General features: G+C 64.1%; 25 protein-coding genes. 10 read left to right on the plus strand and 15 right to left on the minus strand.

Annotation, left to right across the window (positions count from 1 at the left end):
- Positions 1-91 precede the first annotated feature (91 nt).
- Positions 92-1,168, plus strand: coding sequence for a LacI family DNA-binding transcriptional regulator (locus RM192_RS01965; RefSeq protein WP_311505869.1), 1,077 nt, complete (start codon positions 92-94; stop codon positions 1,166-1,168).
- A 24-nt stretch (positions 1,169-1,192) separates the two neighbouring features.
- Complete coding sequence (locus RM192_RS01970; protein ID WP_311505871.1) at positions 1,193-2,599, plus strand: sugar porter family MFS transporter; 1,407 nt, start codon at positions 1,193-1,195, stop codon at positions 2,597-2,599.
- Here RM192_RS01970 and RM192_RS01975 read toward each other — a convergent pair.
- Entirely contained in the window at positions 2,596-4,134 is a 1,539-nt protein-coding gene (locus RM192_RS01975) for an acyl-CoA synthetase (RefSeq protein WP_311505873.1), read from the minus strand. The genes RM192_RS01970 and RM192_RS01975 overlap by 4 nt on opposite strands.
- Before the next feature lie 158 nt (positions 4,135-4,292).
- Here RM192_RS01975 and RM192_RS01980 point away from each other — a divergent pair, with 158 nt between their 5' ends.
- On the plus strand, positions 4,293-4,973 hold the full coding sequence (locus RM192_RS01980; RefSeq protein WP_311505875.1) for a spermidine synthase: 681 nt from the start codon (positions 4,293-4,295) through the stop codon (positions 4,971-4,973).
- A gap of 16 nt (positions 4,974-4,989) precedes the next feature.
- Here the strand turns inward: RM192_RS01980 and RM192_RS01985 are convergent, their stop codons facing one another.
- From RM192_RS01985 to RM192_RS01995, 3 genes are read right to left on the minus strand one after another with little or no spacing between them, the layout of a single operon-like run.
- Positions 4,990-5,772, minus strand: coding sequence for a sulfite exporter TauE/SafE family protein (locus RM192_RS01985; RefSeq protein WP_311505877.1), 783 nt, complete (start codon positions 5,770-5,772; stop codon positions 4,990-4,992).
- Between the two features lie 7 nt (positions 5,773-5,779).
- Positions 5,780-6,298: a rhodanese family protein gene (locus tag RM192_RS01990; RefSeq protein WP_311505880.1), complete on the minus strand. Its 519-nt coding sequence runs from the start codon at positions 6,296-6,298 to the stop codon at positions 5,780-5,782.
- Between the two features lie 4 nt (positions 6,299-6,302).
- On the minus strand, positions 6,303-6,617 hold the full coding sequence (locus tag RM192_RS01995; RefSeq protein WP_311505882.1) for a metalloregulator ArsR/SmtB family transcription factor: 315 nt from the start codon (positions 6,615-6,617) through the stop codon (positions 6,303-6,305).
- A 72-nt stretch (positions 6,618-6,689) separates the two neighbouring features.
- On the opposite strand from RM192_RS01995, the gene RM192_RS02000 reads away from it, so the two are divergent.
- Positions 6,690-7,559: an MBL fold metallo-hydrolase gene (locus RM192_RS02000; protein WP_311505884.1), complete on the plus strand. Its 870-nt coding sequence runs from the start codon at positions 6,690-6,692 to the stop codon at positions 7,557-7,559.
- A gap of 144 nt (positions 7,560-7,703) precedes the next feature.
- Here RM192_RS02000 and RM192_RS02005 read toward each other — a convergent pair whose 3' ends face one another.
- The 4 genes from RM192_RS02005 to RM192_RS02020 form a co-directional block, all read right to left on the minus strand.
- Positions 7,704-8,420, minus strand: coding sequence for a M23 family metallopeptidase (locus RM192_RS02005; protein ID WP_311505885.1), 717 nt, complete (start codon positions 8,418-8,420; stop codon positions 7,704-7,706).
- A 189-nt stretch (positions 8,421-8,609) separates the two neighbouring features.
- Positions 8,610-9,395, minus strand: a complete 786-nt coding sequence (locus RM192_RS02010) for a ferritin-like domain-containing protein (RefSeq protein ID WP_311505886.1) — start codon at positions 9,393-9,395, stop codon at positions 8,610-8,612.
- 85 nt (positions 9,396-9,480) lie between these two features.
- Entirely contained in the window at positions 9,481-9,954 is a 474-nt protein-coding gene (locus tag RM192_RS02015) for a peroxiredoxin (RefSeq protein ID WP_311505887.1), read from the minus strand.
- Positions 9,951-12,614, minus strand: a complete 2,664-nt coding sequence (locus RM192_RS02020; RefSeq protein WP_311505888.1) for a bifunctional [glutamine synthetase] adenylyltransferase/[glutamine synthetase]-adenylyl-L-tyrosine phosphorylase — start codon at positions 12,612-12,614, stop codon at positions 9,951-9,953. Before RM192_RS02020 ends, RM192_RS02015 begins: the two co-directional genes overlap by 4 nt.
- Before the next feature lie 232 nt (positions 12,615-12,846).
- On the opposite strand from RM192_RS02020, the gene RM192_RS02025 reads away from it, so the two are divergent.
- Complete coding sequence (locus RM192_RS02025) at positions 12,847-13,836, plus strand: agmatine deiminase family protein (RefSeq protein WP_311505889.1); 990 nt, start codon at positions 12,847-12,849, stop codon at positions 13,834-13,836.
- A 59-nt stretch (positions 13,837-13,895) separates the two neighbouring features.
- Positions 13,896-14,657 carry a YkgJ family cysteine cluster protein gene (locus tag RM192_RS02030; RefSeq protein WP_311505890.1) on the plus strand — a complete coding sequence of 254 codons (762 nt, stop codon included), beginning with the start codon at positions 13,896-13,898 and terminating at the stop codon, positions 14,655-14,657.
- Positions 14,658-14,750: 93 nt separating this feature from the next.
- On the opposite strand, the gene RM192_RS02035 is transcribed toward RM192_RS02030, so the two are convergent.
- The 3 genes from RM192_RS02035 to RM192_RS02045 form a co-directional block, all read right to left on the minus strand.
- Positions 14,751-15,782: an acyltransferase gene (locus tag RM192_RS02035; RefSeq protein ID WP_311505891.1), complete on the minus strand. Its 1,032-nt coding sequence runs from the start codon at positions 15,780-15,782 to the stop codon at positions 14,751-14,753.
- Positions 15,783-15,862: 80 nt separating this feature from the next.
- Positions 15,863-16,861 carry an NAD-dependent epimerase/dehydratase family protein gene (locus RM192_RS02040; protein WP_311505892.1) on the minus strand — a complete coding sequence of 333 codons (999 nt, stop codon included), beginning with the start codon at positions 16,859-16,861 and terminating at the stop codon, positions 15,863-15,865.
- A gap of 44 nt (positions 16,862-16,905) precedes the next feature.
- A complete protein-coding gene (locus tag RM192_RS02045; protein WP_311505893.1) occupies positions 16,906-18,231 on the minus strand; it encodes a nucleotide sugar dehydrogenase in 1,326 nt (441 codons plus the stop codon).
- A 107-nt stretch (positions 18,232-18,338) separates the two neighbouring features.
- Here RM192_RS02045 and wecB point away from each other — a divergent pair, with 107 nt between their 5' ends.
- From wecB to RM192_RS02060, 3 genes are all read left to right on the plus strand, one after another.
- The gene (wecB, locus tag RM192_RS02050) at positions 18,339-19,460 is read left to right on the plus strand and encodes a non-hydrolyzing UDP-N-acetylglucosamine 2-epimerase (protein ID WP_311505894.1); all 1,122 of its coding nucleotides are present in this window, start codon (positions 18,339-18,341) and stop codon (positions 19,458-19,460) included.
- Positions 19,450-20,754: a UDP-N-acetyl-D-mannosamine dehydrogenase gene (gene wecC / locus RM192_RS02055; protein WP_311508550.1), complete on the plus strand. Its 1,305-nt coding sequence runs from the start codon at positions 19,450-19,452 to the stop codon at positions 20,752-20,754. The genes wecB and wecC overlap by 11 nt, the downstream gene beginning before the upstream one ends.
- A gap of 72 nt (positions 20,755-20,826) precedes the next feature.
- Positions 20,827-21,774 (plus strand): cation diffusion facilitator family transporter, encoded by a 948-nt coding sequence (locus tag RM192_RS02060; protein ID WP_311505895.1) that lies wholly within the window; start codon positions 20,827-20,829, stop codon positions 21,772-21,774.
- 99 nt (positions 21,775-21,873) lie between these two features.
- Here RM192_RS02060 and RM192_RS02065 read toward each other — a convergent pair whose 3' ends face one another.
- Positions 21,874-24,210, minus strand: coding sequence for a TonB-dependent receptor (locus RM192_RS02065; RefSeq protein ID WP_311505896.1), 2,337 nt, complete (start codon positions 24,208-24,210; stop codon positions 21,874-21,876).
- 164 nt (positions 24,211-24,374) lie between these two features.
- Here RM192_RS02065 and RM192_RS02070 point away from each other — a divergent pair, with 164 nt between their 5' ends.
- The gene (locus tag RM192_RS02070) at positions 24,375-24,986 is read left to right on the plus strand and encodes a TetR/AcrR family transcriptional regulator (RefSeq protein ID WP_311505897.1); all 612 of its coding nucleotides are present in this window, start codon (positions 24,375-24,377) and stop codon (positions 24,984-24,986) included.
- 20 nt (positions 24,987-25,006) lie between these two features.
- Here RM192_RS02070 and RM192_RS02075 read toward each other — a convergent pair whose 3' ends face one another.
- The 3 genes from RM192_RS02075 to RM192_RS02085 are packed head-to-tail and all read right to left on the minus strand — an operon-like array spanning position 25,007 to position 26,675.
- A complete protein-coding gene (locus RM192_RS02075; RefSeq protein WP_311505898.1) occupies positions 25,007-25,339 on the minus strand; it encodes a GFA family protein in 333 nt (110 codons plus the stop codon).
- Positions 25,336-26,235 carry a sterol desaturase family protein gene (locus RM192_RS02080; RefSeq protein WP_311505900.1) on the minus strand — a complete coding sequence of 300 codons (900 nt, stop codon included), beginning with the start codon at positions 26,233-26,235 and terminating at the stop codon, positions 25,336-25,338. The genes RM192_RS02075 and RM192_RS02080 overlap by 4 nt, the downstream gene beginning before the upstream one ends.
- Entirely contained in the window at positions 26,232-26,675 is a 444-nt protein-coding gene (locus RM192_RS02085) for a hypothetical protein (RefSeq protein WP_311505901.1), read from the minus strand. Before RM192_RS02085 ends, RM192_RS02080 begins: the two co-directional genes overlap by 4 nt.
- Positions 26,676-26,681: the final 6 nt, after the last annotated feature.

The raw sequence follows: 26,681 nt of genomic DNA on the forward strand, positions 1-26,681 counted from the left end.
TCCGTCTCCGACCTTGAAGTTAGCGCTAACATAGATAAGATGGCAAGTGCCTGTTTGACCTCTGCGCCGAACTGGTTAGCAAGGGTGGGCGATGACGACTGTTAACGTTCTCACAAAAGGCAGGCCCAAGCAGCCAAGGCGCCGCGTCAGCGGTGGCGCGACCGTTGCCGACGTTGCCCGCCACGCGGGCGTTTCGGCAATGACCGTCAGCCGCGTCACCAACGGCGATCCCGGCGTTGCCCAGGCCACCCGCGAAAAGGTGGATGCCGCCATCGCTGCGCTTGGCTATGTTCCGAACGCCGCCGCACGCAGTCTAGCCGGTGCCCGCCAGACCCGCATTGCGCTGCTGCACGCCAACCCCAGTGCGGCCTATCTCAGCGAATTCCTCATGGGGTGTCTTGCGCAGGCCACGCTCGGCGACGCGATGGTCGTGGTCGAGCAGCATGACCCACCCGAAACGGCGCAAGCCTTGATGGACCGCTTGCGCAAGCATCGGATCGATGCGGTTCTGCTACCGCCGCCATTGTGCGATGATGCTGCGGTGATTGCGGCACTCGAGCGCGAAGGGCTTGCCATCGCCCGGATTGCTACCGGCGCGCCAGACTTGGCAGGGCAAGCGGTGACCATCGACGACCGCGCCGCCGCCCATGCGATGACCGCGCATCTCCTTGCGCTTGGGCACGTGCGCTTGGGATTCATTGCGGGCAATCCGAACCAGACCGCTAGCGCCTTGCGCCTTGCAGGATACCGGGATGCGCTGGCCAAGGCAGGTATCGCAGCGGACCCGGATCTGATAGCTGAAGGCGACTTCACCTATCGTTCGGGCCTGCTTGGCGCAGAGCGTTTGCTGGCCCTGCCGGACCGCCCGACAGCGATCTTTGCCAGCAACGACGACATGGCCGCCGCCACTGTTGCCGCTGCCCACCGTCTCGGGTTTGATGTGCCGCGCGATCTTTCGGTCACCGGTTTCGACGATACCGCGATGGCCACCGCGACATGGCCGGAGCTGACCACGATCCGCCAGCCCATTGCCGCCATGTCGCAAGCTGCCGTCCGCCTGCTGATCGAAGCGGTGCGCCGGGGCGACACGCCGACCTTCCGCCACGAGCGGCTCGATTTCGAACTCATCACCCGAGGGTCGGATGGCCCCGCACCGCAATTACGATAACCCGCAAAGGGAAGGGGAGAAGGCATGACACAACCCGCGCAAACCAGCGGAAACTTACGCTTCATTGGCCTGATCGTTGCAGTCGCCACGATTGGCGGCTTCATGTTCGGCTATGATTCGGGCGCGATCAACGGCACGCAGGATGGCCTCAAGCACGCTTTCGGACTGGGCGATGCAGAGCTGGGCCTGACCGTCAGCGCGCTTCTGCCCGGCTGTGCGCTTGGCGCGTTTCTCGCGGGCCGCTTTGCCGACATCTGGGGCCGCCGCGCGGTGATGATGATGGCTGCAGGCTTGTTCCTCGTCTCTGCGCTTGCCTCGGGCGCGGCACCCTCCGCGCTGATCCTCGCTATTGCGCGTTTCCTTGCCGGCGCTGCCGTGGGCGCGGCCAGCGTGCTGTCGCCCGCGTACATCTCCGAAGTTACGCCGGCCAACATTCGCGGGAGGCTGTCGAGCGCGCAGCAAGTGATGATCATTTCCGGCCTGACTGGCGCGTTCCTTGCCAATTACTGGCTGGCGGGCGCGGCGGGTTCATCGCTTGGCGCGTTCTGGGGCGGATACCCGGCCTGGCGCTGGATGTTCTGGGTGCAGGCTGTCCCTGCACTGCTGTTCCTCGTCACGCTCCTGCTGATCCCAGAAAGCCCGCGCTTTCTTGTGGCCAAGGGCCGCACCGAAGAGGCCCACGCGGTCCTCGCCAAGCTTTTCGGTGCCCAGAACGCTGACACGACGCTGGCAGAAATCCGGGCATCGCTCACCACCGATCACCAGCCCAGCCTTGCCGATATCCGCAAGCCCGGCGGCGGCTGGCGGCCTATCGTCTGGGTCGGCATCGGCCTTGCCGTGTTCCAGCAACTGGTCGGCATCAATGTCGTGTTCTATTACGGCGCGGTGCTGTGGCAGGCGGTCGGTTTTTCTGAGGCCGACGCGCTCAAGATCAACATTCTTTCGGGTGTCGTTTCTATCGCTGCCTGCCTTGTTTCCATTGCCCTTGTCGACAAGATCGGGCGCAAGCCGCTGCTGCTGATCGGTTCGGCGGGCATGACCGTCACGCTCGGCACGCTGGCGTGGTGCTTCTCGCAGGCTACGACCGGTTCCGATGGTGCGCTGGTCCTGCCCGAAGGCGTCGGCACCATCGCGCTCTATGCCGCCAACATTTACGTAGTGTTCTTCAATATGAGCTGGGGCCCGGTGATGTGGGTCATGCTGGGCGAGATGTTCCCCAACCAGATGCGCGGATCGGCGCTGGCGGTGGCAGGCGCGGCGCAATGGCTGGCCAATTTCGCGGTCAGTTCCAGCTTCCCGTGGGCCGCACGCAACATCGGTCTGCCGGTGACCTACGCCGCCTATACGTTGTTCGCCGCCATATCGCTGGTGTTCGTGGCCACCTGGATCAAGGAAACCAAGGGCAAGGAACTCGAAGCGATGGAGGGCTAGGCAGGAGCAACGGCTGCTGCCGCATATTCATCGCGCAGCAGCCGTTTGAACAGCTTGCCGGTCGGCTCGCGCGGCAATTCTGCGCGAAAATCGATCTGCCGGGGCATCTTGGTGCGCGACAGTTGCGGCGCGAGCCAGGCGGTGAGCTCCGCCGCAAGGTCCGGGCCCGCCTCGGCCATGGCGCGCGGCTGGACGACCGCCACCACGCGCTCGCCCATATCTGGATCGGGCGCGCCGATCACCGCGACGTCGGCCACTTTGGGGTGGGTCACCAGCAGGTTCTCGATCTCTTGCGGGTAGATGTTCACGCCGCCCGAAATGATCATGAAGCTTTTGCGGTCGGTCAGGAACAGGAACCCGTCCTCGTCCACCCAGCCGACATCGCCCAGACTGGTCCAGCCGTGCCGGTTGGTGGCATCGCGGGTCTTTGCGGCATCGTTGTGATAGCTGAACGGACTGCCGCCCTCGAAGAACACCTGTCCCTCGGTCCGGGCAGACACTTCGTTGCCGTCATCGTCGCAGATGCGGATCGTGCCGAGCAGCGCGCGCCCGACCGATCCGGGCCGCTGCAGCCATTCCTCGCTCGCAATGTAAGTGAAGCCGTTGCCCTCTGTGCCGGCGTAGTATTCGCGCACCACCGGCCCCCACCAGTCGATCATCGCCTGCTTTACCGGCACCGGACAGGGCGCGGCGGCGTGGATCGCGCATTTCAGGCTCGATGTGTCGTAACGCGTTCGCACATCCGCGGGCAGCTTGAGCATGCGGATGAAATGGGTCGGCACCCATTGGCTGTCGGTGACCTTGTAGCGCTCGATCAATTCCAGCGCCTGTTCGGGATCGAACTTCTCCATCACCACCACCGTCCCGCCCAGCCGGTGCACGGTCATCGACCAGCGCAAGGGTGCGGCATGATAGAGCGGCGCGGGCGAGAGGTAGATCGCGTCACCGCCAATCCCGAAGGCTTGGGACGCAAGCCCGACCAGCGAATTGGGCGCGCCGATGGCGGGGTCCTCGGGCAGCGGAATGCGCACGCCCTTGGGCTTGCCGGTGGTGCCCGAGGAATAGAGCATGTCGCAGCCCGCGCGCTCGTCGGCAATCGGCGTTTCGGGCATGGCGGCCAGCACATCATCCAGCGATTGCGCGCCGCTGCCGCCGAAGCGCAACTGCTGAAAATCCGGAGCAAGCGCTGAAACTTCGTCCAGCAGTTGCGCTGTTCCGGCAGAGCCGATGATCAACCGGCTGCCGCTATCCGCAGCGATATAGGCCACTTCCGGCGCGGTCAGGCGGTTTGATACCGCCACGTAGATCAGTCCGGCCCGCTGTGCCCCCCAAGCCACCGTAAAAAGGTCCGCCGTATTTTCGAGGCATAGTGCAATCGTGTCGCCAATCTGCAGGTCGCGCGCGCGCATCGCCTGGGCAAAGCGGTTCGATGCCGCGTCGAGGTCGCCATAACTCACCGTCCGGCCCGAACCGCCCATGATAATCGCGGGGCGGCCCGGATTGCGGGCGGCATGGTACTTGGGATGGAGTTGCACCGGCAGCATCCTCTGGTCGCGCGCAGCTCGTCATGGCTGCGCTAGCAATGCAGCTTAACCGATCAGTTAAGAGACGCAACAGCGTTTCTGCGGCCAAAGGCTTGGCGTTCACGGCCAAGGCGCTTAGGTGGACGTTCAGCCTGAAGGAGCCAAGTCACTTGATCGCGCGCGAATTGCTGGGCACGGCCCAGGTGCCCGGAGGCGAAGAATTGCGGCTCTACCGCCACGACCGCGATTTCATGATCGTGCTCGACCGCAACGAACTGATGAGCAGCAGGCTTAGTGGCTCGGAAATCGCACTCGCCGAACAGAGCTGCGCGCGTATTTCAGGCGTCAGCCGCCCGGCGATGCTGATCGGCGGATACGGCATGGGATTCACCTTGCGTGCGGCACTGGCCAAGCTGCCAAAGGATGCACACGTCACCGTCGCAGAACTGGTGCCCGAGATCGTCGAATGGGCACGCGGGCCGATGAAGGACCTCGAGGCCGGATGCCTCGACGATCCCCGTGTCCGTCTGGTGATGACCGATGTTGCCGATGTCATCCGCGCCAACGGGCTCAACGTCGGCGGCACCGGCTATGACGCGATCCTGCTCGATGTCGACAACGGCCCCGACGGCCTCGTCCGCGCGGCCAACAATCAGCTCTATTCAACGCGCGGCCTGCGCGCTGCCCAATCCGCCCTGCGCCCCGGCGGCGTGCTGGCGATCTGGTCGGCGGCCAAAGATCCCAACTTCACCTTCCGCCTGAAGCACGTCGGGTTCGACGTCGAGGAAATCGAGGTGCGGGCAAGAAGCAACGGCAAGGGCGCGAAGCACGTCATCTGGTTCGCGCGGTAGTCACGTCCGGCGGTCGTCAGAGCAGGGAGGATGCGATGACGTATCCGCCGACGGCGATGACGATGCTGGCGAAGCCCCGCTCAAGCAGGCCCTTTTTCGCGCCGAGGTGGCGTCCCAGCCCAGTGCCAAGCAGTGTTCCGCCGATGCCTCCGGTGACCAGCAGCGCCGTGATGGGCCAGTTCACCAGCCCCGATACGGCATAGGACGTTGCAGTGGTGAGGCCCAGCGCGCTGACCACGACCAGCGAGGTGCCCACTGCCAGCGAGAGGGGCATGGCTGTGGCAAGGATCAGTCCGGGGACGATCAGGAAGCCGCCGCCAATACCGAAGAAACCGGCGGCAAGGCCTACGCCAAGGCCAATTGGGATCAGCCGGGGCAACAAAACCGAGGCGCTGTCGCGGGTCAAACGAACGTCGGGCGCATCGGCCTTGGTCCGCTTGCGCAACATCGACAGGCCGACGCCCATCATCAGCAGCCCGAACAACAGCAGCAGCCGTTTGCCATCCACGGCCTTGCCAAGCTCTGCACCAAGGGCTGCGCCGATCATGCCGGAAATCGCGAATACGCTGGCACATCGCCATTTGACCCTGCCGCCGCGCGCGTGGGCGACAAGGCTGGCGAGCGCGTTTGCTGTCACCGCCACCGCCGCAGTACCAATTGCGGCATGCGGCGAGCCCACCTGCACGACATAGACCAGCAGCGGCACCGCCAGTATCGATCCGCCACCGCCAACCAGTCCGAGGACCAGTCCGATTAGCCCGCCGGATAGGAGTGCGGCAGCGATCGTGGCGATACCCATGTCCACGTCAGGCGGCCTCGCGCCGGTTCCATGGCATCACGCGCAGTAGATTGGCCATGCCGCACCAGCCTGTGACACCGGCAAACATCAGGCCCGCGCCGACGAAGGCTGACAGCGCGACAAAGCTGGTATCGACGAAAAGGGACAGTGCCGCGCCGACCAGCACCAGTGCGCCTGCCGTAATCTGGACTTGGCGCATGATCTCGAGCGGCTGCGAGCGATCGGCGGCGACAGCATGGCCAGCTTTGCGCCAGGCATCGATGCCGCCTTCGAGGAGATAGGCGGTTGCCTTGCCTGCAGCACTGGTAAGCAGAGGTGCATTGGCTGCGGTGCGCATGCCTGACCGGCAATGGAAGACCACAGGCCGCTCGTCGCTCGGCAACTCGGTGATCTTGGCGAGGGGAAGGTTCATCGCGCCGGGAATACGCTCGCGAGCATGTTCATCGGCATCACGAATATCGACGAGGCGGGCGCCTGCGGCAATCGCAGCGCGGGCATCGGTGGGCGAAAGGGTCTTGATCGTCATCGCATCAATCCTTGCAATAGAGTTGGTAAAGCGTGCCAAGCAGTGTTTCGACGCGGGGATCGGCGATCCGGTACCAGAGCGTCTGGCTGTCACGGCGGAAGGTGACGAGGCCTTCGTCGCGCATCCGGGCGAGGTGCTGCGAGCACGCCGATTGCGACAGGCCGGCGTCCTTCGCGAGGTCACTGACGGTCACCTCGCCATGCTCGACCAGCTTGCACAACAGCATCAGACGGCGGGTATTGCCAATGGCCTTCAACGTATCCGCGACTTCCCCAGCCTTGGTCTGGAAGGTTGCGAGGTCCATCGGTGGCTTCAACATCACGGCTTCTCCATTACGTCTTGCTAATGTAGCAATGACTAATATATAGTCAAGGCGCATTGGAGCAGAGATATGAGTCAGCCTTTCATCAAAGCGTTCTTCGACGAGCCAACCAACACGATCAGCTACCTGGTAGCTGATCCAGTCACCCGCGTGGCGGCGGTGCTGGACCCGGTGCTGGATTTCGACCTTGCGAGCGGCGTGGCCGACACGCATTCAGCCCAGAGCATTCTTGCTTTTGCCCGAGAGCAAGACTGTCGCATCGCCATGGTGCTGGAAACGCATGCCCACGCCGATCACCTGTCGGCGGCGCCGTTCATCAAGGCCCACACTGGGGCGTGGATCGGCATCGGCGTGCATATCCGTGACGTTCAGCGCATTTTCCGGCCCGTTTTCGCAATGACCGATCTGAAGACCGACGGTTCGGACTTCGACCGCCTGTTCGGCGATGGTGACCGCTTCTTGATTGGTGAAATGGAGGTCGAGGTTCTGCATGTTCCGGGTCATACGCCTGCGGATGTGGCCTACCGGATCGGCGATGCGGCCTTCGTCGGGGACACCTTGTTCATGCCCGACTATGGCACCGCGCGGGCTGATTTCCCCGGCGGCGACGCACGGACGCTTTACCGTTCGATCCGCCGGTTGCTATCCCTGCCGGACGAAACGCGGCTGTTCATGTGTCACGACTACAAGGCGCCGGGGCGTGACGACTATTGCTGGGAAACGACCGTGGGCGAGCAACGCAAGCACAGCGTTCATGTCAGCGAGAGCGTTTCCGAGGATGAATTCGTGGCGATGCGTGAGAGCCGCGATGCTGGCCTTTCCGTGCCGAAGCTTCTGCTTCCCTCCATCCAGGTCAACATCAAGGCCGGCAAATTTGCCGAGGCTGAAGCGAACGGCGTGACGTATTTGCGCATCCCCGTGAAATGGCAGGCAGTATAATCCGGCACCGGATCACGGCGAGGCCCAACGGTATGGGGTTGCACGTCGGGCAAAAGAAAAGGGCGCCGTCACCGGCGCCCTTTTCCGCATCCTCTCCAAGATGCTTGGTGTAGACCGGGCCCTTATCTGGACCCTTGCCCAATGTTATTCGGGGCCACCACGTCCTTCGGACGGGTTGTTGCTGGCATAGACCTTGTCGCTGTTGCCCTGCATGTAGGGCACCGGGTTGACGGCTTCACCGGCAACGCGGACTTCGTAATGCAGGTGCGGGCCGGTCGACCGGCCGGTCGAGCCGACGTAGCCGATGATGTCGCCCTTGCGGACCTGCTGCCCTTCGGCAACGGCGACGCGCGACATGTGGCCGTAACGGGTTTCCATCGCGCCGCCGTGGTCGAGCGAAACGAACAGGCCGTAGCCGCCGAACCAGTCAGCCTTTTCAACGACGCCATCAGCGCTGGCGCGGATCGGGGTGCCGGTGGCGGCAGCAAGGTCGATGCCCTTGTGCGCGCGGCGTCCGCCGAGAACGGGGTGGACGCGCATGCCATAACCGCTGGTCAAGTGCGAAACGAAGACGGGTGCCAGCGACGGGATCGAGACGCCAGCGCGGCGGATCGTCGTGGGCTTGGCGGCCGAGGGAAGGATGCCGTTGTCGAGCTGCTGCCAGCTGGCGAAGAGACGGCGAAATTCTTCGTCACCACGGTCAGCCGAGACGCCTGCCTTGGCAGCTTCGGCAGCGCGAAGCGGGGCGGCGATGTCGGCAGAAGCAGCACTGTTGGCCAGCGCCGGAGCGGCAGAAGAGAAGAAGGCAACGGCAGCGAAGGCACCGAGAGCAGTCTTGAAGGTTTTGCTGTTGAACAACATTACGACCCGTACGACCTTTTATCTGCGTTCCGGTCCATGCCGTTTGCGACATTTTGACCGGTGCGCGCTGAACCCCCAGTGCGAACCCGTTTATTGGCGGTGGGCCGGTTGAAACCCGCCGCCTTGGGAATTTTCAAGTATGGTCGGAACCCCCCGCCATCTCGTGATTTGGGGTAGAGGACGGTGTTGCTAACTGGCAACCCCTGCCATGAATTCGCGCGACAGACCGGCCCGATGACGCGCCGAGTCGTTGAACGGCGGCTTAACGGCGCCGTGAAAGTGCTGCGCAACCAGCCTTTTCCAAGCCGCTGGCGGTGATTCTTGGCGCTTCTCGCACAGCGCGACGAAATGTGTTGTGCCGAAGCGCACATGCCTGATTTCGTCGTCAAGGATTCGTTGCAGCACACGCGCAGACCGTTCGTCGCCCGCTGAGGCGAACCGCGCGATGGTTTGCGGCGAAACGTCGAGTGCGCGCGCCTCAAGCACCATCGGCACGATGGCAAGCCGCGCCGCCACGTCATGCGCCGTCTCGCGCGCGGCGTCCCACAATCCATCATGCGCCGGAAGCGCGCCGTAGAAGCTGCCGAGTGTCCGCAGTCGGCGGGCGAGCAGCGCGAAATGCATCGCCTCATCCGCCGCGACCGACAGCCAGTCGTCCACGAATTTGCGCCCCATTTCAGCGCCGAACCGTCCGGCAGCATCGAGAGCGAGGTCGATCGCAACAAACTCGATGTGGGCCAGCGCGTGGAGAAGCGCGATGCGCGCCCGCTCGGCCCCGCCCCTGCGGCGCGGCATGGCACCTGGTGCGAGCAGTTCCGGCTTGTCGGGGCGGGCGGGCACGTCCGGCATGGAATGGGCGAACGTGAACGTCAGTTCGCCACTACGCCAGCGGCGGACAACCTCGCGCGTGGCCATGACTTTCGCAGTCGGGTCGGGGGTCAACATCGCCGTGCGGATCGCAAGCGACAAAGACATGTCATTTGCGCATTTTCTTGCAGTCTCCGGTGCAGTTTCGCGCACGAAATCGCTCATTTTGTGAGTTTCCGGACGGTATCTGGATTCACAGCGCCTTTGCCGCCGCCAGCACCTCATCGGCGTGACCCTTGACCTTCACCTTGTTCCAGACGCGAACAATCTTGCTGTCCGGGCCAACAAGATAAGTGGTGCGCTCCATACCCATGTAGGTGCGACCGTACATCGACTTCTCGGTCCAGATGCCGAGCGCATCGGAGAGCCCGCCGGTCTCGGCATCGCTTGCCAGGGGCGCTGTCAGCGCGTGCTTTTCGGCGAATTTCTGGTGCTTTTTCGGCGGGTCCTTGCTGACGCCGAGTACCGCGATGCCAGCGGCCTCGAAGTCAGCGTAAAGGGCCGAAAAGTCCTTGTTTTCGGTAGTGCAGCCGGGTGTGTCGTCCTTGGGATAGAAGAACACGACCAGCTTTTTGCCTGTGAAATCGGATGCTTTTGTCGTGCTGCCATCAGGCGCCGTCATCGCGATGTCCGGGAACGCATCGCCCACCCCAAGTCGTTCGCTCATGCCTCAATCTCCAGTGGAATCTCAAATACTTGTGTCCAGGCGGCAGCCACCTGCGCGCGCGCTTCCAGCACGGCGCCGAGCAGCACCTCCCAGCTGTCCAGCCCGCAGGACCGCGCCACGATAGCCCGGCTCGCCTCGGGCGGGAACATGCCATCGGGGGCAACCAGCCGGACGACGACCAGTAGCCGCGCCATCAGATCGTGGGCGGCGCGGATGCCGGGCGGGAAGAGCCCCTGCCGCTCCAGCATTTCCACCGCTTCGCCAAGGTCCGGTGTGCGGGCGATGTGATCGCGGAGCTGCAGGAAGTGGACCATGAATTCGATATCCACCAGTCCGCCGCGCGCCAGCTTGACATCGAGCGGTCCCTTGGGTGGCTTGTGCCCGGCCATTGTCTCACGCATTTCGAGAACGTCGTTGCGAAGTTTTGCAGGATCGCGTGTGCGGTCAAGCACTTGCTGGATCGCGTCGCACAGTTTGGCCCGATCGTCCGGGGTGCCGAACAGCGGCCGCGCGCGACAAAGCGCCATGTGCTCCCACGTCCACGCCTCTTCGCGCTGGTAGCGCTCGAAGCTGTCGAAGCTGACCGATATCGGCCCCTGCGCGCCGGAGGGGCGCAGGCGGGTATCGACTTCGTATAAAGCGCCCGCTGCGGTCGGCACCGAGAGCGCGGCGATCACGCGTTGCGCGAGGCGGTTGTAGTAGAGAGTGGCACCAAGCGGGCGGCGGCCATCGGACTCTGCCGCATGGTCGCCGCTGAACAGGAAGATCAGATCAAGGTCCGACGCGTGGGTCAGCGCCGCGCCGCCCAATCGGCCGAGGCCGAGAATGGCGAGGTCACTGCCGGGGACGTCGCCGTGGTTCTGGCGGAATTCCTCGATGGCGGCGCGGCCCAGCACGGCTATGGCGGCTTCGGCGACGCGCGAGAGGGCGGCGGCGACCCCCAGCGGATCGCGCTGGCCCTCGATCAATTGCACGCCAAGTGCGAACCGCATTTCGCCGACGCGAACGCGGACGGTATCGAGCAGGCGCTGGTAATCGTCGCCCGCTTCGCCGCGTGCGAGTTCGGCGGCAATCTCCTCCACGCTGCCGGGAAGATCGAAGGCGGAGCGGTCGATCAGGGTGTCGAGCAGGTCGGAACGGCGCGCGAGTTCATCGGCCAGCGTGGGGGCGTGGGCGAGGATGCGCATGACCACGGCAAGCAAGCCGGGGCGGGCTTCCAAAAGGCGGAAGACGTTGATCGCGCTGGGAAGTCCGGCGAGTAACTGCTCCCAGCGGAGCAGCGCGCGGTCTGGATCGGGTGCCTCGGCAAGCGCGCGCTGCAGTTGCGGGCGAATGCGGGCGAAGGCCTCGCGCGCTTCGGCGGTGCGCAGGCAGCGGTACTGGCCGCCTTCCCATGCGGCAATGCGTTCGCCGAATGCGTCAGCCTCGGGCATGGTTACCACAGCGACCGCGCCGGTCGGGGCGTAAGTCTTGATCAAGGCGTCGAAGCGGCGGCCGACGACGTCCGAGATTTCGGTGAGTTCTGCGACGAGCGCAGCGCCACCGGTAAATCCTTCGAGCCGCGCGACATTTTCCAGTGCCGCCGGGTCATTCGGCAGTGAATGGGTTTGCTGGTCCGCAACCATCTGCAGGCGGTGTTCGAGCGTGCGCAGCCGGTCATAGCTGGCCCCCATGACCTGCGCGTCTTCGGCGGAGATGATGCCCGCTTGGGCAAGAGCATCCAGGCTGGCGCGGGTGCCGCGCAAGCGCAGTGCGGGGTTGCGGCCGCCATGGATGAGCTGGTGGGTCTGGGCGAAGAATTCGACCTCGCGGATGCCGCCGCGCCCGCGCTTGAGATCATAGCCGGGGCCGATGGCCTGACCTGCGGAATAGTGATCGCGGATGCGGGTGGTTAGCCGGCCGATCTCGGCAATGGCGCCGAAATCGAGGCTGCGGCGCCAGACGAACGGGCGGATCGTGTCGAGAAAGGCCTGGCCCGCTGCGATATCGCCCGAGGCAGCGCGGGCGCGAATATAGGCAGCGCGCTCCCATGCCAAGGCGCTCGATTCGTAATGGGTGATTGCGGCTTCGAATGGCAGGGCGAGCGGGCTGACTTCGGACGCGGGACGCAGGCGCAGATCGACGCGGAAGACGTAGCCTTCGGACGTGACGTTGGACATGATCTCCATCAGCGCGCGGGCAATGCGCTGCGCGGCTTCGGCGGGATCGTCACGCTCGCGCCGGGGCAGGGTTTCGGGGTCGTAGAGCAGAATCGGGTCGATGTCGGACGAGTAGTTGAGCTCCTGCGCGCCGTGCTTGCCCAGCGCGATGGCCGAAAAGCCCGCTGGTTCGGCGTCCGGCGTCCGGCGGCGGATGGCGGCGATGATCGCGCTGTCGAGTGACCGGTCGGCAAAGTCGGACAGTTCGGTAATGACGCGGGCGAGTGGGAACACGCCCGCCAGATCGCCGATGGCGAGCACCAGCGCGAGAGCCAGACGCTCGCGGCGCAAGGCGACGGCTTTGTCTTCGATGCCGTTTCCGGCGACTTTGGCGTGGGTAAGGGCCTGCTCGACGTCGCCGCCCGCCAGCATCGCCTCAAGGTCGGGCAGCCGGTCCAATGCCATCGACAGGAACGGCGCATAGGCGCGGGCGCGGGAAATGGCGTTTGGCAGGTCGGTCATTGCGTGTGGGAATGAACCGGTTGAGCGGGGCGATCAAGCGCGATGGACGCAAGGCTTCCACCGACTCAACCAAACCCCGTTCGTGTCGAGCGAAGTCGAGACACTGCACGCGGTGTCTCGACTTCGCTCGACACGAACGGGAGGGGTAGGCACGAACCGATGGGGGATGGTGGTTTCACCTTGCTGCATCTCGCGCTAAGGCGCTCACACCCCCAAAACCGGATACCGACCCATGACTTCACACTTCCGCACGCCGCCCGAATGGCACCCGCAGGACTGGCTTTGGATCGGCTTTCCGCATCTGGCCGACGAATGGTCGGGCGTGATCGACCGCGCTCAGGAGCAGATCGCCGCCTTTGCCAATGCGGTGGCCGACAGCGGTCAGCAGGTGCGGCTGGTTGTGCGCGATGCCGCCAACGAGATGCGCGCCAAAACGCTGGTATCTGCGGCGGTGACGCTGGAGCGGCGCACCTATGGCGACGTGTGGTTGCGCGATACCGGGCCGCTGGTGGTGCTGGACGAGGCGGGGAACAGTGAGGCGCGATTGTTCGGGTTCAACGGCTGGGGCGGGAAGTACCTGATGCCGGGAGATCAGGAGATCGGGGCGGATCTGGCGGCGTCAGCTGGGCTTGGCGCACCAGCCAAGGCCGACTGGATTCTGGAAGGTGGGGCGCTGGATGGCGATGGCACCGGGCTGGTGGCGACGACCGAGCAGTGCCTGCTCAATCCCAATCGCAATCCGCATCTGGCGCGCGCCGATCTCGAGGCGCGGTTGCTGCGCGATCTGGGTTATGACCGCGTGTTGTGGCTTGGCGACGGACTGATCAACGACCACACCGATGGGCATGTCGACAATCTGGCGCGCTTCGTCGGCCCGAACCGGCTGGCCTTGCCGCGCGCGACCGGGCCGGACGATCCGAACGCCGCGATCTATGCCGATGCCAAGGCGCGCGCGCTGGCGGCGGGCGTTGAGGTGGCCGAAGTGCCCTCGCCGGGACGGATCGAGTGGGGCGATGTGGTCCAGCCCGCCAGCTACATGAACTTCGTGATCACCAGCAATCTGGTGGTCGTTCCGGTGTTCGGATCACCGCACGACGCCGATGGCGTGGCGGCGATTGCGGAACTGTTCCCGGAGCGCGCGACGGTGGGCGTGATGGGTGATGCGGTGCTTGCAGGGGGCGGTGGGTTTCACTGCGCTAGCCAGCAGATGCCAAAGCGATAGAACCGAAGCCGATGGGGTTGCGCTGTCTGAAGAGACGTTGCTCGACATAGACTGCCCCCATGAAAATTGCATTTGATTGCACCCAGTGCGGGCGGTGTTGCCATGATTTGCGGCTGACGCTGTCGGTGGCGGAGGCGCGGGTCTGGGCGTCGCGGGGGCACCGGGTTGATGTGCTGACCGAGGGGTGGCCGTGGCCTGATAATGGTGATCCGGATGATCCGGTGATGCAGTGGCGCCGGGTGACCAGTTTCGATGCGCGGGTTGGGGACGTTCCGTTCCGGATCAATCTGCGGCTGGTAGCACGGCATGAAGGGGCCTGCCCGCATTTGCTGCCGGACATGCGCTGCGGGAATTATGCCGCGCGGCCACGGATATGCCGGATCTATCCGCTGGAGAGCCGCCCTTTCGAGGCGATGGTGCCCGAGCGTCGGTTGTGCCCGCCTGAGGCTTGGGGCGATGGCCTGCCGGTGCTGGAGCGTGATGGCTTGGCCGCCAATGAGGACACCGCAGCAGTTTTGGAGGCGCACCGTGCGGCGATGGTGGCCGATGTTGCGGTGAAGGCGCGATTGCCCAGCGTGCTGGGCTTTTTCGATGTGGCGATGGCGGGCGAGGGCCTTGCCGTGTGCGAGATGGCGCCGGGGGCCTTGATTGAGGCGCTCGAGGCGGCAGAAGCGGGCCTGGGAGATGGTTCGCAGGATTGGTCGATTGTGACGAATCGCGAGACGACGCGGGCGATGCTGACTGATCTGGATTGCCCGGTGCGGCTGGTGGCTGCTGGGGCGGGGTTTATGGCGTCATTCGCGGACGTAGTGGCGGGGTAATGGGGCCATCCCCCCGCCCCTCCCCCCTTCGGCTAGCTCAGGATGAGCGGAAGGGGGGGGTGGTGCGGCATTAACTTAGGCTTGCCGCGTCTTTCACTTGACCATGGTTGGCTTGCCCTTGAACGAAATCAGCTTCGCAAAGATCAGGGCGAGCAGCATCGCAGTGCCGACTGCAACGATGCGCACCCATTCTGCGCGGCCGAGCAGTTCCGACACCCAGACGAGAACGGTGAGGTGGACGCAGTAGAGCGGTAGCGAATAGGTGCCGAACCATTCGCAGGCCGGTTGCAGGGCCTTGGGCGGTTGGGACTGAGCCACGGACCAGACGACCAGCGGCAGGAAGATCATCACGAATAGCAGATCGCCGGTCGCGGCGCTGAGCGGCAGGCTGGGCACGATGGCGATTCCCGCGACCGGCAAAGCGAGGACCAGCCACCATGGCAGCACCGGGCCGCGCAGGCCTTCCTTGTACTTGCGCCCCATCCAGACGCCGAGGATATAGGACCAGCCGAGGCGGGGCAGACCCATCCACCATGTGTCCCAGGTGGGCGCGTCCACGCCCATCGTGTCGGTCCTGTGAATGCGCACCGTCACGATCAGCGCCGCGCCAAGCGCCATGGCAAGCGCCAGCATCCAGCGCGTCGGTATCTTGCGCAGGACCAGCGCGTGGAGGAAGTTGGCGAGCAGTTCGTAGAACAGCGTCCATTGCGGTCCGTTGAGGCGGTAGAACGGGCCGCTTCCGGCAAAGCTCGGGATCATCGCCAGATCGAGCGCGAGCCAGAGCAGCAATGTCAGCGGGTCCATGCCAATCGTGAAGCCCCGGGCGACAGCGACCCCGGCCCCGACCGCGACGAGCGGCCAGAGGCGGATGAACCTGTCGCGCGTGAAGGCGAGAGCGCCGATGCCTGCGTTCAGCTTGCGCTCGGTCGATACCGCCAGCACGAAACCGCTGAGCAGGAAGAACATGTCGACGAACAGATAGCCGCGCCCGAACACGCCGTGGATGCGGTAAACGAGATCGAGGTGGAACAGCATGACCACGATTGCGGCGATGCCGCGCAGCGCGTCGAGCTGGAACAGCCGTGGCGCGTGCATCGCGCCAGCTTGATGTGCGGCCTCGGTCAAATCGGCTTCCCCCTCGTGTTCCCTGATCGCTTGTGCACCAAGGCGGGAGATTTGCGCAATCCGTGACGACCGTTGCGGGGCTAAATGCCGTGGTAATCCTTGTACCAGCGGACGAAGTTCGGCACGCCCAAGTCGATGCTGGTGGTCGGCCGGTAGCCCAGATCGCCCGAGATCGCGTCGATATCGGCGAAGGACTGTCTCACGTCGCCGGGTTGCATCGGCATGAGGTTCATCTCTGCCTTGCGGCCGAGTTCACTTTCGAGAATGCCGATGACCTTCATCAGGTGTTCGGATTTGTGATTGCCGATGTTGTACAGGCGGTGGGGTTTTTCGCTGCCCCCCGCCTTGGGCGCCCCGTCATCTGGCGGCGGATTGTCGAGGCAGGCCATGACGCCCGAGACAATGTCGTCGATATAGGTGAAATCGCGGTACATATCGCCGTGGTTGAACACCTGGATCGGCTCGCCCGCCAGAATTGCCCTGGTGAACAGCCACATCATCATGTCCGGCCTTCCCCAGGGACCGTACACGGTGAAGAAGCGCAGGCCCGTGAGCGGCAGGCGGTAGAGGTGCGCGTAGGTCTCGCTCATCAGTTCGTCCGCCTTCTTGGTGGCGGCATATAACGACATCGGGTGATCGACGCGGTCATCGACGGAAAAAGGCATTTTGGTGTTGCCGCCATAGACCGACGAGGACGAGGCATAGACCATGTGCTCGGCGCCGCGGTGGCGGGCGACTTCGAGCAGGTTGAGATGGCCGACGAGGTTCGACTGGACGTAGGCGTGGGGGTTTTCGATCGAATAGCGCACGCCCGCTTGTGCGCCGAGGTGGACGACGCGTTCGAACTGCTTGCCTTCGAGCGCGGCGGTGAGCGCGGGATAGTCGGCAAAATCGGTGCGCAGGAAGGTGAACCTGCCTTTGCCCTGCTCGGTCAGGCGAGCGAGGCGCGCTTCCTTGAGCGCAGGATCGTAATAGGCGTTGACCACGTCGACGCCGATCACTTCGTCGCCACGGGCGAGCAGGCGTGTGATCAGGGAGTAGCCGATGAAGCCGGCGGCTCCGGTAACGAGGACGCGCATGGGTATTCCTGTATCAGTGGCGGGCCGAGATTAGGCTGCGCGGATCAAAGCTTCCAGTCGGCCTTTTCGCCAAGCACGCCCTTGAGGTCGGCGAGAGTGCCGCCCGGCGCGACCAGCGCGGCGATGCGATCAGCTCCGGCGGCGAGATAATACTGGTGCGGCACGGCGAGGAACACGAGGTCATAGGTCTGCTCGAACGCGTCGCCTGCGAGTTCCAGCCCGTATTCGAGCAGGGCTTCGGCGGTGTCGGCGTGGGGATCGTGGACGGCAACCGTGTGGCCAAGCGTCTGCAGTTCCGCGATCACGTCGGCGACCTTGGAATTGCGCAAGTCCGGCACGTTTTCCTTGAAGGTGAGGCCAAGGACCAAGACCGAGCCGGGATTGCCGCTGCGCTGCGTGTGCAACTGCTGTGCCACCCATTGCGCCATGCCGTCGTTCACGCCCCGTCCCGCCAGGATCACCTGCGGATCGTGGCCGAGCGCTTCGGCGCGGGCGGCAAGGTAATAGGGATCGACGCCGATGCAGTGCCCGCCGACAAGGCCAGGGGTGAACGGCAGAAAGTTCCACTTGGTATTGGAGGCCGCCAGAACGTCCCACACCGAGAGGTCCATCTTCGAGAAGATCTGGGTGATCTCGTTCATGAAGGCGATGTTGATGTCGCGCTGGGCGTTCTCGATGACCTTGGCGGCTTCGGCGGCCTTGATCGATGCGGCACGGAATACGCCGCCACTTGTGATGGCGTCATAGAGGTCGGCCACGCGGTCGAGCGTTTCGGGGGTCTGGCCCGAGACAACCTTGGTGATGCGGTCGATGGTGTGTTCGCGGTCACCGGGGTTGATGCGTTCGGGGCTGTAGCCGAGGAAAAAGTCCTCGCCGCACTTGAGGCCCGAGATCTTTTCGAGGATCGGCCCGCAGATGTCTTCGGTGACGCCGGGATAGACCGTGCTTTCGAACACGACCACGGGCTTGCGCCCTTCGGCCACGGCATCGGGCAGCATCCGGCCGACCGTGCGCGAAGCGGATTCGACGAGGCGCAAATCGGGGTTGTTGTCGGCGTCGATGGGGGTGGGCACGGTGACGATGTAAAAATCGCTCGGCGGGCAGACAGCGGCGTTTGACGTCAGGCCGAGGCTGGACGCGGCGAGGCGGTCGTGGTCGATTTCGCGCGTGCGGTCATGCCCTTCGGACAGTTCGCCGATGCGCTGCGTGTCGATATCGAATCCGGTGACGAAGAACTTCTTTGCCAGCGCCACGGCCAGTGGCAGGCCGACATAGCCAAGGCCCAGAACGGTGACGCGCGTGGTCGAGGATACCAGCGGATCGAGACCGGTGTGGCTCGCGGCAGAAATCGAAGGGAACTGGACGGTCACGTGAAGGGCGGCCTTTCATGGTTGACGCGCCAGTGCGCGCCACATGCCGCTTGTCTAATGCGAGGCTCTTATTTCACGGTTAACGATCCGGGATTATTGGTCCGCACATGGCAAAGACGATTCTGGTGGTGTTCGGGACGCGTCCCGAGGCGATAAAGATGTTTCCGGTGGTGCATGCGCTGCAGGCGGATGCGCGGTTCAGGGTGGTGACCTGCGTTTCGGCGCAGCATCGCGGGATTCTGGATCAGGTGCTGGAGATTGCGGGAATTGTGCCCGATCACGACCTTGATCTGATGCGGCCCGACCAGACGCTCGACGGGCTGACGGCGGCGCTGCTGACAGGGCTTGGCAAGGTGATGGACGCCGTCCAGCCCGATTGGGTGGTGGTGCAGGGGGATACGGCGACCGCTATGGCGGGCGCGCTCGCCGCCTATTACCGCAAGCTGCCGGTAGCGCATGTCGAGGCGGGGCTGCGCAGCCACAACATCTATCACCCCTGGCCCGAAGAGGTGAACCGCAAGATCATCGGCACGATTGCGAAGCTACACTTCGCGCCGACCGACGTTTCGGCAGCCGCGCTGCTGGCGGAGAATGTGGACGCGGCGGGCGTGCACGTCACCGGCAATACCGTGATCGACGCGCTGCAATGGGTGGCGGCGCGAATCGCGGCTGAGCCGAAGCTGGCCGAAGGGCTGGCGGAGATCGAGGCACGATTCGCGGGCAAACGAATCATCGGTGTGACCAGCCACCGCCGCGAGAATTTCGGCGGCGGACTGGAAAATATTGCCGAGGCGATCCGGCGGATTGCGGCGCGCGATGATGTGGCGCTGGTGTTCCCGGTCCATCCCAATCCCAACGTGCGCAAGGTCATGGACGCGGCGCTTTCGGACCTGCCCAATGTGGCGATGATCGAGCCGCTGGATTACCCGCATTTTGCGCGGCTTCTCAGCATTTGCGAGATCATGCTGACCGATTCGGGCGGTGTGCAGGAAGAGGCGCCCGCGCTGGGCAAGCCGGTGCTGGTGATGCGCGAAACGACCGAGCGGCCCGAAGGCGTGACCGCTGGCACCGCAAAGCTCGTCGGCACCGATGTGGAGCGCATCGTTTCCGAAATCTTCACCCTGCTCGACGATAAGGCTGCCTATTCAGCCATGGCGCGTGCCCACAACCCGTTCGGGGATGGGCAGACCGCGCGCCGTATCGTGGAGTTGCTGGCGAATGATGGGTGATGTGAAGCCGGACGTCTGTGTTGTCGGCCTTGGCTATATCGGACTTCCTACTGCTGCCATAATCGCCCGCGCGGGCTGCCGCGTGCTGGGGCTCGACGTATCGCAGCACGTTGTCGACACGATCAATCGCGGCGAAATCCATATCGAGGAAGTGGATCTCGACGGACTGGTGCACGGCGTAGTGCAGCGCGGGCTGTTGCGCGCGTCGACGCAAATTGAACCGTCGGACGTGTTCGTGATCGCGGTGCCGACGCCGTTCGCCAAGGACGGGCACCACACTCCTGACATTTCCTATGTGCTGGCCGCCGCGACGCAAGTTGCTGCCGTGCTCAAGGCCGGGGACACGGTGATTCTTGAATCGACCTCGCCCGTGGGCACGACCGAGCAGATGCTCGACCTGATGGCGGGAATGCGGACCGATCTGAAATTTCCCGGAAAGACCCGCGAGACGCCTGACGTTGCGGTGGCCTATTGCCCCGAGCGCGTGTTGCCGGGACGCATTCTCGAAGAACTGACCAACAACGACCGCTCTATCGGCGGAATTACCCCGCGTTGCGCGCGCAAGGCGCTGGCGTTCTACAAGCGCTTCGTGCGCGGGACGTGCGTGACCACCGATGCGCGCTCGGCTGAGATGACCAAGCTGGTCGAGAACGCTTATCGCGACGTCAACATCGCCTTTGCCAACGAGCTTTCGATGGTGGCGGACCGCATGGGGTTGGACGTGTGGGAGGTGATCCGCCTCGCCAACCGCCACCCGCGCGTGAATATCCTGCAGCCTGGCCCGGGCGTGGGCGGGCACTGCATCGCGGTGGACCCATGGTTTATCGTGGCCAGCGCGCCCGAAGAGACGCCGCTGATCCGAACTGCGCGTAACGTCAACGACGGCAAGATGCACCATGTGGTGAAGAAGGCCGCCGAGCTGATAGAGGCGCATCCGGGCGCGAAGGTCGCCTGCCTCGGCCTGGCGTTCAAGGCGAATATCGACGATTTCCGCGAAAGTCCGGCGCGCTATGTCGCCGCCAGCCTTGCGCGCCAGTTCGGCAACCGGATCAACGTGGTGGAACCTTACGCGGGCCAACTGCCGCGCGAATTCGACGGCACCGGCGCGGTCCAGATCGACCTCGACACCGCGCTTGAAGAATGCGGCGTGCTGATCGTGCTGGTGGACCACGATGTGTTCAAGGTGATCCCTCTGGCCGAGCGATCGGGCAAGGTGGTCTATGACACACGCGGCATCTGGCCGGACCAGCCGGTTGGTGACATTGCTGGCGCGGGGCTGCGGCTGGCGAGTTAGCGCTACCCGGCCAGACGACAATTTTTTGCGGCAGGCCACCACCGTCTGCCCCTTTCATTCGTTCGTGGGGGCATGAGCACGAGCGAACCGCGCAAGCACAACATTGTCGTCTGGGCAGCACTGTTTGCCAATCTGGGCATTGGCGCTGCCAAATTCGTGGCCGCCGCGATCACCGGTTCGACGGCGATGCTGACCGAGGGCATACATTCGGTCGTCGATAGCGGCAATCAGGTTCTGCTGCTTTACGGGGAGTATCGCGCCAAGCGGCCTCCCGATGCGCTGCACCCGTTCGGTTATGGGCGCGAGCTGTATTTCTGGGCTTTCGTCGTCGCGATTCTCATTTTCGCGGTGGGCGCGGTCATCTCGATCTATGAAGGCGTGCTGCACTGGTCGGCGCCCGAGCCGCTGCAGCCGCCGCTGGTCAACTACATCGTGTTGGCACTTGCGTTTGGCATCGAGGGGACGTCGTGGGCCATCGCCCTGCGAGAATTCGCCACGTCCAAGGGTGACGCCGGGTGGTGGCAGGCGGTCAAGGATTCGAAGGACCCGGCGACGTTCACCGTGTTGTTCGAGGATTCAGCGGCGCTCGCCGGTCTGGTCGTCGCGGCCATCGGGGTATGGGCCAGCCATCATTTCGATGACCCTCGGCTTGATGGTCTTGCGTCGATCGTGATCGGCACGATCCTGGCCGTGGTTGCGCTTTTTCTTGCGCGGGAGGCGAAGGGCTTGCTGATTGGTGAGCGTGCCGACCCTGTGATGATTGCCCGGATCAGGGACATCGTCGCGGCACATCCTGCCATCACCACGGTGAACCATGTTCGCACCATCCATACCGCGCCCAAGCAGGTGTTTGCCGCAATCAGCGCTGATTTCGAGGATGCTGTGTCGATGGGGGCCGCCGAACGCCTGATCGAAGAGATCGAGGACGAGCTTCGCGCGTCGTTTCCGGTGCTCTCGTCGATCTATATCCGGCCCGAGAAAAGCGAGCAGGCGGCAAGTCTGCCCGCTCCCTCGCCCTGAGCGCGGTCGCGTTTGGCCTGCAAGGAAAAGCCCCGACCTTGTGGGCCGGGGCTTTTGTTGTTGGACCGGGCAGACGGGGGGAGGGAGCCCGGTCGCTGGTTAGAACTTCACGCCGAGCGTAAGGTTCCAGGTGCGTGGATCGCCGTAGTAAGCCGTCTGGATGTTGCCGACCGAGCTGAACTCCTGACCGTCGGTCTTGTAGAGCATGTTGCCTACGTTCTTGACCGCGCCGCGCAGGTAGAACTTGTCGAAGTCCACCTGAGCATAGAGGTTGCCGGTCCAGTAGCCGTCTTCGGTGAGGCCAGGGCGGTTGTCGACCGATAGGTAGTGCTTGTCGACGAAACGCGCATCGCCGCCGAGGCTGAGCGAAGCATCGCCCAGCGCAATGCGGTATTCACCGCCGACGCGCAGCGTAAGCGGGGGGGCGAAGGCGGGGCGGCAAGTGATCTTGGTGCCGGTGGGGTTGCAGCTGAACGCAGGCGCGCGGCGACCGTCGTTGAACTCCTTGTAGTCGGCATCGAGATAGCCGACCGAGGCGAACAGGGTGACTGGGGTGGCGGGACGGACGTTCAGGTCGAATTCGAAGCCCTGGATGCGCAGCTTGCCGGCATTGAGCACGGGGAAGCTGCCGCCGGTGATGCCGGTGTTGCCGCCGCCGACGCGGGCCTGGAAGTTCTGGTAATCCGAATAGAAGGCTGCGCCCGAGAGGTTGACGCGGCCCTCGAGGAATGAGCCCTTGGCACCGACTTCGTAAGTCCATACCGTTTCAGGCTTGAACGTGGGCACGATCACCGTCGCACCGTTCACGACTTGCGTGACATCGCCGATGCCATTGACGCGGCCATTGAAGCCACCAGACTTGAAGCCGCGGCTGGCCGAGCCATAGACCAGCGTGTTTTGCGACGGCTTGAAGGAAAGCGTCGCAGACGGGGTCCAGGCTTCGTAAGTAACGCTGTCGGCCGTGTTGAACGGCGCGGGCAGGTTGTTCGGGAAAGTGAAGGTGCCCTTGATCACGATGGCCGGGAACACCGGGCTCGACGTGGTGGCGGTCGTGGTGCGGAAGTATTCCTTGGTTTCGCGCGTGTAGCGCAGGCCTGCGGTCAGCGAGAGTGCATCCGTGAAGTCATAAGTGAGCTGACCGAAGGCGGCGTAGGACTTGGTGTCCTGCTCGTCATCGATCGTGCGCAGGAAGTTCAGCGGGGTGCCGACATAGCGCAAGTAGCTGTCGGCATAGGCTTCCTGATGCGAGGTCACATGTTCGTTGAGGTAATAGAGGCCGAACACGCCCTTGAGCTTGTCCGTGTCCAGCTTGAGCTGAAGTTCCTGGCTAATCTGGTGCTGGCGGGTGCCGACGAAGACATCGCCCAACTCGGCCGAGGTCGCGTCGATATCGACGAAGAAGTCGGTCTTGAGCTTGCGGTAGGCGGTGATCGACGAAAGCTGCAGGGTATCTGACAGGTCTACGTTGATCGTGCCCGAAACGCCCCAGTGATCGAGCCGCTGACCCTTGTCGCCGGTGAAGCTGGTCGAGGCCTTGTAGTCCCATTCACCCGCAGCCGCAGGGGCGATCACGAACGGCGTGAGGCCCGTGAACGTGGCGTTATAGTTGAAGCCGACCAGCGGCGCGGTGGCTTGACCCAGGGTGAGGGCGTTGCGCTGGCGGGTGTAGTCGCCCGAGATGAGGACCTCGACCGTCTCGGCCGGCTGCGCGCGCAGAATGGCGCGGCCAGAGAGATTGTTGCGATCGTTATACTTTTTGCTGGTAACCGGATCAGTGACGATGCCGTCGCGGTCATCGTAGACGCCAGCGACCGACAGGGCGAGCTTGTCGGCGATGAGCGGGGCCGAGACATAGCCTTTGGCGGTCACTTCGTCGAAGCGGCCATAGGTAATGGCGGCTTCACCGCGCAGGGTATTCAGGTCCGGCTTCTTGGACACGACGTTGACGGCGCCGCCAATGGTGTTCTTGCCATAGAGCGTGCCCTGCGGACCACGCAGGATTTCAACGCGCTGGACATCGAACAGGTTGAGCAGCGCTCCCTGGATGCGGCTGAGGTAGACACCGTCGACATAGACCCCGACAGCCGGATCGAAGGTCTGCAGCGCATCAGGCTGGCCGATGCCACGGATGAAGAAGTTGGCGCTGCTGGCAGAGCCGCGACCCTGAACGATGTTGACGTTGGGGATGGCGCCCTGAATGCCCGACAGATCCTTGGCACCGGCCTTCTCGAGCGCTTCGGTGCTGAGCGCGGAAATCGAGATCGGCACATCAAGCAGGCGCTCTTCGCGGCGGCGGGCGACGACGAGGATCTCGCCGGACGCTTCGCCGGCAGCGTCATCGATCGCGGGCGCTTCTTGCGCGAAGGCTGGCGGGGCGGGCAGCGCAAACAGCGCGGCAGTGGCGGCCAAGGCGGCGCGCGTAGAAATTCGGGTCATCAGACAGGCTCCCTCTTGCGAACTGCTTCGTCCGCCTGAAGTGCTCAATATTGAAAGTTGAACCACCTTTCAACTTCGTATTGTGAGATTGCACTTTTGTCGTTACCCATCGTGGCGAAACGGCAACAGGCTGATGGGGTCGCTGGTTGCCGGGGGAGAGGTTCATGGCGGAAACGAGCGCTGCCAGTCCGGGCAAGGTGCCGCGCACGGCGCGAGGGCGCGAGACGCTGCGACGGTTACTTGACGCGGCAGGCGCGGAATTCGGCGAGCGCGGATTCCACGAGGCATCGATCAGCGGGATCACCCGGCGCGCCGGGACAGCCCTTGGCAGTTTCTACACTTATTTCGATTCGAAAGACGCGATCTTCACGGCTTTGGTGCGGGATATGTCATCGCGCGTGGCGCTCGCCGCCGCCGGAGCAGTGGGCGAAGGTTCAAGCGGATTGCAGCGCGAGCGCGAGGCGCTGGCCGGGTTTCTGCACTTTGCCCGCGAACACAAGGAAATCTACCGGATCATCGACGAGGCCGAGTTCGCCGACCCTGCCAGCTACCGGACGCATTATGAGGTGACCGCCAGCCGCATCGCTGCCCGTCTGGGCGAAGGCGTCAAAGCGGGTACGGTGCGCGATGGCGAGCAGGAGGTGCGCGCCTGGGCGATCATGGGCATGAACGTCTTTCTTGGTCTGCGCTTTGGCGTGTGGGACGACGGCAGGCCGGTCGATGACATTACGGCAATAGCGGCGGATTTGCTCGGCGAGGGATTGCGGGCGCGGTAAGGCGAGGTTGCCCGGCCTGTTCAGTCCCGGTTGTCGAATTTCCTGACCTCGACCGTGTTTTCGTCAAAATCGTCAAGCAGGCGGGCGTTGATGCCCATCTTGCCGAAGTCCTGCCCAAGCGTCTGCCAATGCGTGCCGCAGCCGCAAGTGGAGCAGTGATGAATGCCAATCATGCGGTCGCCCCAGATATAGACTTTCGTCTTGCCGGAAATGCGAACCTGATCCGGAGGGAAATAGGCGACTCGCCAGGCGGTCTTGCGGCAAAGCGAGCAATTGCAGTCGGCAACCCATGCCGGGTTGCCGGGGACTTCGATCCGCACATTGCCGCAATGGCAACTGCCGTGAACGGTCATGGCACTTGCTGACCTTGGCCTAGCCGAGCCATCCACCGTGCCCTGATCGTATCCGAGCCCTCGCGCGAGCCGTCGTGGCTCCAGCCGGGGGCGCGGACGAGATAGGACAGTTTGTGCCGCCACGGCGCGCGCCAGAAGTCTCCCAGCATCGCGCGCCATTCGTGGAAGGCGGCGTGGAGGAGGTGGAAGCTGCCGAGTTGCTTGACGGTGCCATATCGAATGGCGAGGTCGTCCTGTTCGCGCTGGAACGTGCCGAACATGCGGTCCCACACGATGAATACGCCCGCGTAGTTGCGGTCAAGGTAAAGCGGGTTGGTGGCGTGGTGGACGCGGTGGTGCGAGGGGGTGTTGAACACGGACTCGAACCAGAGCGGCATGCGCCCGATCGTCTCGGTGTGGATCCAGAACTGATAGACGAGGTTGGCCGCGCCCACCGTGAGGATCATCGCCGGGTGGAAGCCGACGAACGCGGGCCAGATGCGGAACAGGAACGAGCCTGCAAGCGGGCCGGTCCATGTCTGGCGTAGCGCGGTCGACAGGTTGTAGTGCTGGCTGGTGTGGTGATTGACGTGGCTCGCCCAGAACCAGCGCACGCGGTGGCCGCTGCGATGGAACAGGTAGTAGTTGAAGTCGTCCAGCACGAAACACAGCGCCCATGCCCACCATGTCGGCGGCACCGTGGCGACGCGGTGCGCGTATAGCCACATTGCGGCGGCGTAGATCGCGCCTGCTGCAAGCGCGCCCGCGATCGTGCTGCCGAGGCCGAGCGCGAGGCTGGTGAGCGTGTCGCGCGGTTCGTACTTTTCGGGCGCGCGCCTTGCTGCCCAGATCATCTCGGCCAGCACCAGCACGACGAAGAACGGCACGGCATACGTCACGATGTCGATGGGCGTCATGCGGGCGCGCCTCCGAGACGGCGCAGGCTGGCGGCCCAGACTTGCGCCTGATCGCCAAGGTCGAGCGTGACGGTGCCGAAGTGCCTGTCGTCGGTGGCGATGGTGAGGAAGCGGCTATCCAGCCGGACGCCGGCGTGGCTGGAAATCTGGCGCGCCGCGAAGTGGCTGCCGTGCTGGCGGATGAGCAGCACGCGGTCATGCGCGTCGCGGAGCAGTGCGCCTATGCCAGCGCGGTCAATACAGACCGCCTGCGCATCAAAGCCGCAGATGGCTTCCTCGGCCAACGCGCGGGCATGGTCCTCGCTTTTGATGCGCGGATCGCCACCAAGGCCGAGCTTGCGCGCCAGCCATGCGAGCACGAGGATCGCGCCGAGCGAGCCGAGCAGTTGTAGCGCCATGGCCGCGCCGGGAATCGCCAATATGCCTTGCACCTGCTGCATTCCATT

This window comes from Novosphingobium sp. MMS21-SN21R (assembly GCF_031846015.1).
In the GTDB taxonomy this organism is placed as follows: domain Bacteria; phylum Pseudomonadota; class Alphaproteobacteria; order Sphingomonadales; family Sphingomonadaceae; genus Novosphingobium.

Bases quoted from the DNA above. Each gene is read 5' to 3' on its own strand.
- RM192_RS01965 (WP_311505869.1), top strand. From the start codon at position 92: ATGACGACTGTTAACGTTCTCACAAAAGGCAGGCCCAAGCAGCCAAGG.
- RM192_RS01970 (WP_311505871.1), top strand. From the start codon at position 1,193: ATGACACAACCCGCGCAAACCAGCGGAAACTTACGCTTCATTGGCCTG.
- RM192_RS01985 (WP_311505877.1), bottom strand. From the start codon at position 5,772: ATGGGTATCGCCACGATCGCTGCCGCACTCCTATCCGGCGGGCTAATC.
- RM192_RS01990 (WP_311505880.1), bottom strand. From the start codon at position 6,298: ATGACGATCAAGACCCTTTCGCCCACCGATGCCCGCGCTGCGATTGCC.
- RM192_RS01995 (WP_311505882.1), bottom strand. From the start codon at position 6,617: ATGTTGAAGCCACCGATGGACCTCGCAACCTTCCAGACCAAGGCTGGG.
- RM192_RS02000 (WP_311505884.1), top strand. From the start codon at position 6,690: ATGAGTCAGCCTTTCATCAAAGCGTTCTTCGACGAGCCAACCAACACG.
- RM192_RS02005 (WP_311505885.1), bottom strand. From the start codon at position 8,420: ATGTTGTTCAACAGCAAAACCTTCAAGACTGCTCTCGGTGCCTTCGCT.
- RM192_RS02010 (WP_311505886.1), bottom strand. From the start codon at position 9,395: ATGTCTTTGTCGCTTGCGATCCGCACGGCGATGTTGACCCCCGACCCG.
- RM192_RS02015 (WP_311505887.1), bottom strand. From the start codon at position 9,954: ATGAGCGAACGACTTGGGGTGGGCGATGCGTTCCCGGACATCGCGATG.
- RM192_RS02020 (WP_311505888.1), bottom strand. From the start codon at position 12,614: ATGACCGACCTGCCAAACGCCATTTCCCGCGCCCGCGCCTATGCGCCG.
- RM192_RS02025 (WP_311505889.1), top strand. From the start codon at position 12,847: ATGACTTCACACTTCCGCACGCCGCCCGAATGGCACCCGCAGGACTGG.
- RM192_RS02030 (WP_311505890.1), top strand. From the start codon at position 13,896: ATGAAAATTGCATTTGATTGCACCCAGTGCGGGCGGTGTTGCCATGAT.
- RM192_RS02040 (WP_311505892.1), bottom strand. From the start codon at position 16,861: ATGCGCGTCCTCGTTACCGGAGCCGCCGGCTTCATCGGCTACTCCCTG.
- wecB (WP_311505894.1), top strand. From the start codon at position 18,339: ATGGCAAAGACGATTCTGGTGGTGTTCGGGACGCGTCCCGAGGCGATA.
- wecC (WP_311508550.1), top strand. From the start codon at position 19,450: ATGATGGGTGATGTGAAGCCGGACGTCTGTGTTGTCGGCCTTGGCTAT.
- RM192_RS02060 (WP_311505895.1), top strand. From the start codon at position 20,827: ATGAGCACGAGCGAACCGCGCAAGCACAACATTGTCGTCTGGGCAGCA.
- RM192_RS02065 (WP_311505896.1), bottom strand. From the start codon at position 24,210: ATGACCCGAATTTCTACGCGCGCCGCCTTGGCCGCCACTGCCGCGCTG.
- RM192_RS02070 (WP_311505897.1), top strand. From the start codon at position 24,375: ATGGCGGAAACGAGCGCTGCCAGTCCGGGCAAGGTGCCGCGCACGGCG.
- RM192_RS02075 (WP_311505898.1), bottom strand. From the start codon at position 25,339: ATGACCGTTCACGGCAGTTGCCATTGCGGCAATGTGCGGATCGAAGTC.
- RM192_RS02080 (WP_311505900.1), bottom strand. From the start codon at position 26,235: ATGACGCCCATCGACATCGTGACGTATGCCGTGCCGTTCTTCGTCGTG.
- RM192_RS02085 (WP_311505901.1), bottom strand. From the start codon at position 26,675: ATGCAGCAGGTGCAAGGCATATTGGCGATTCCCGGCGCGGCCATGGCG.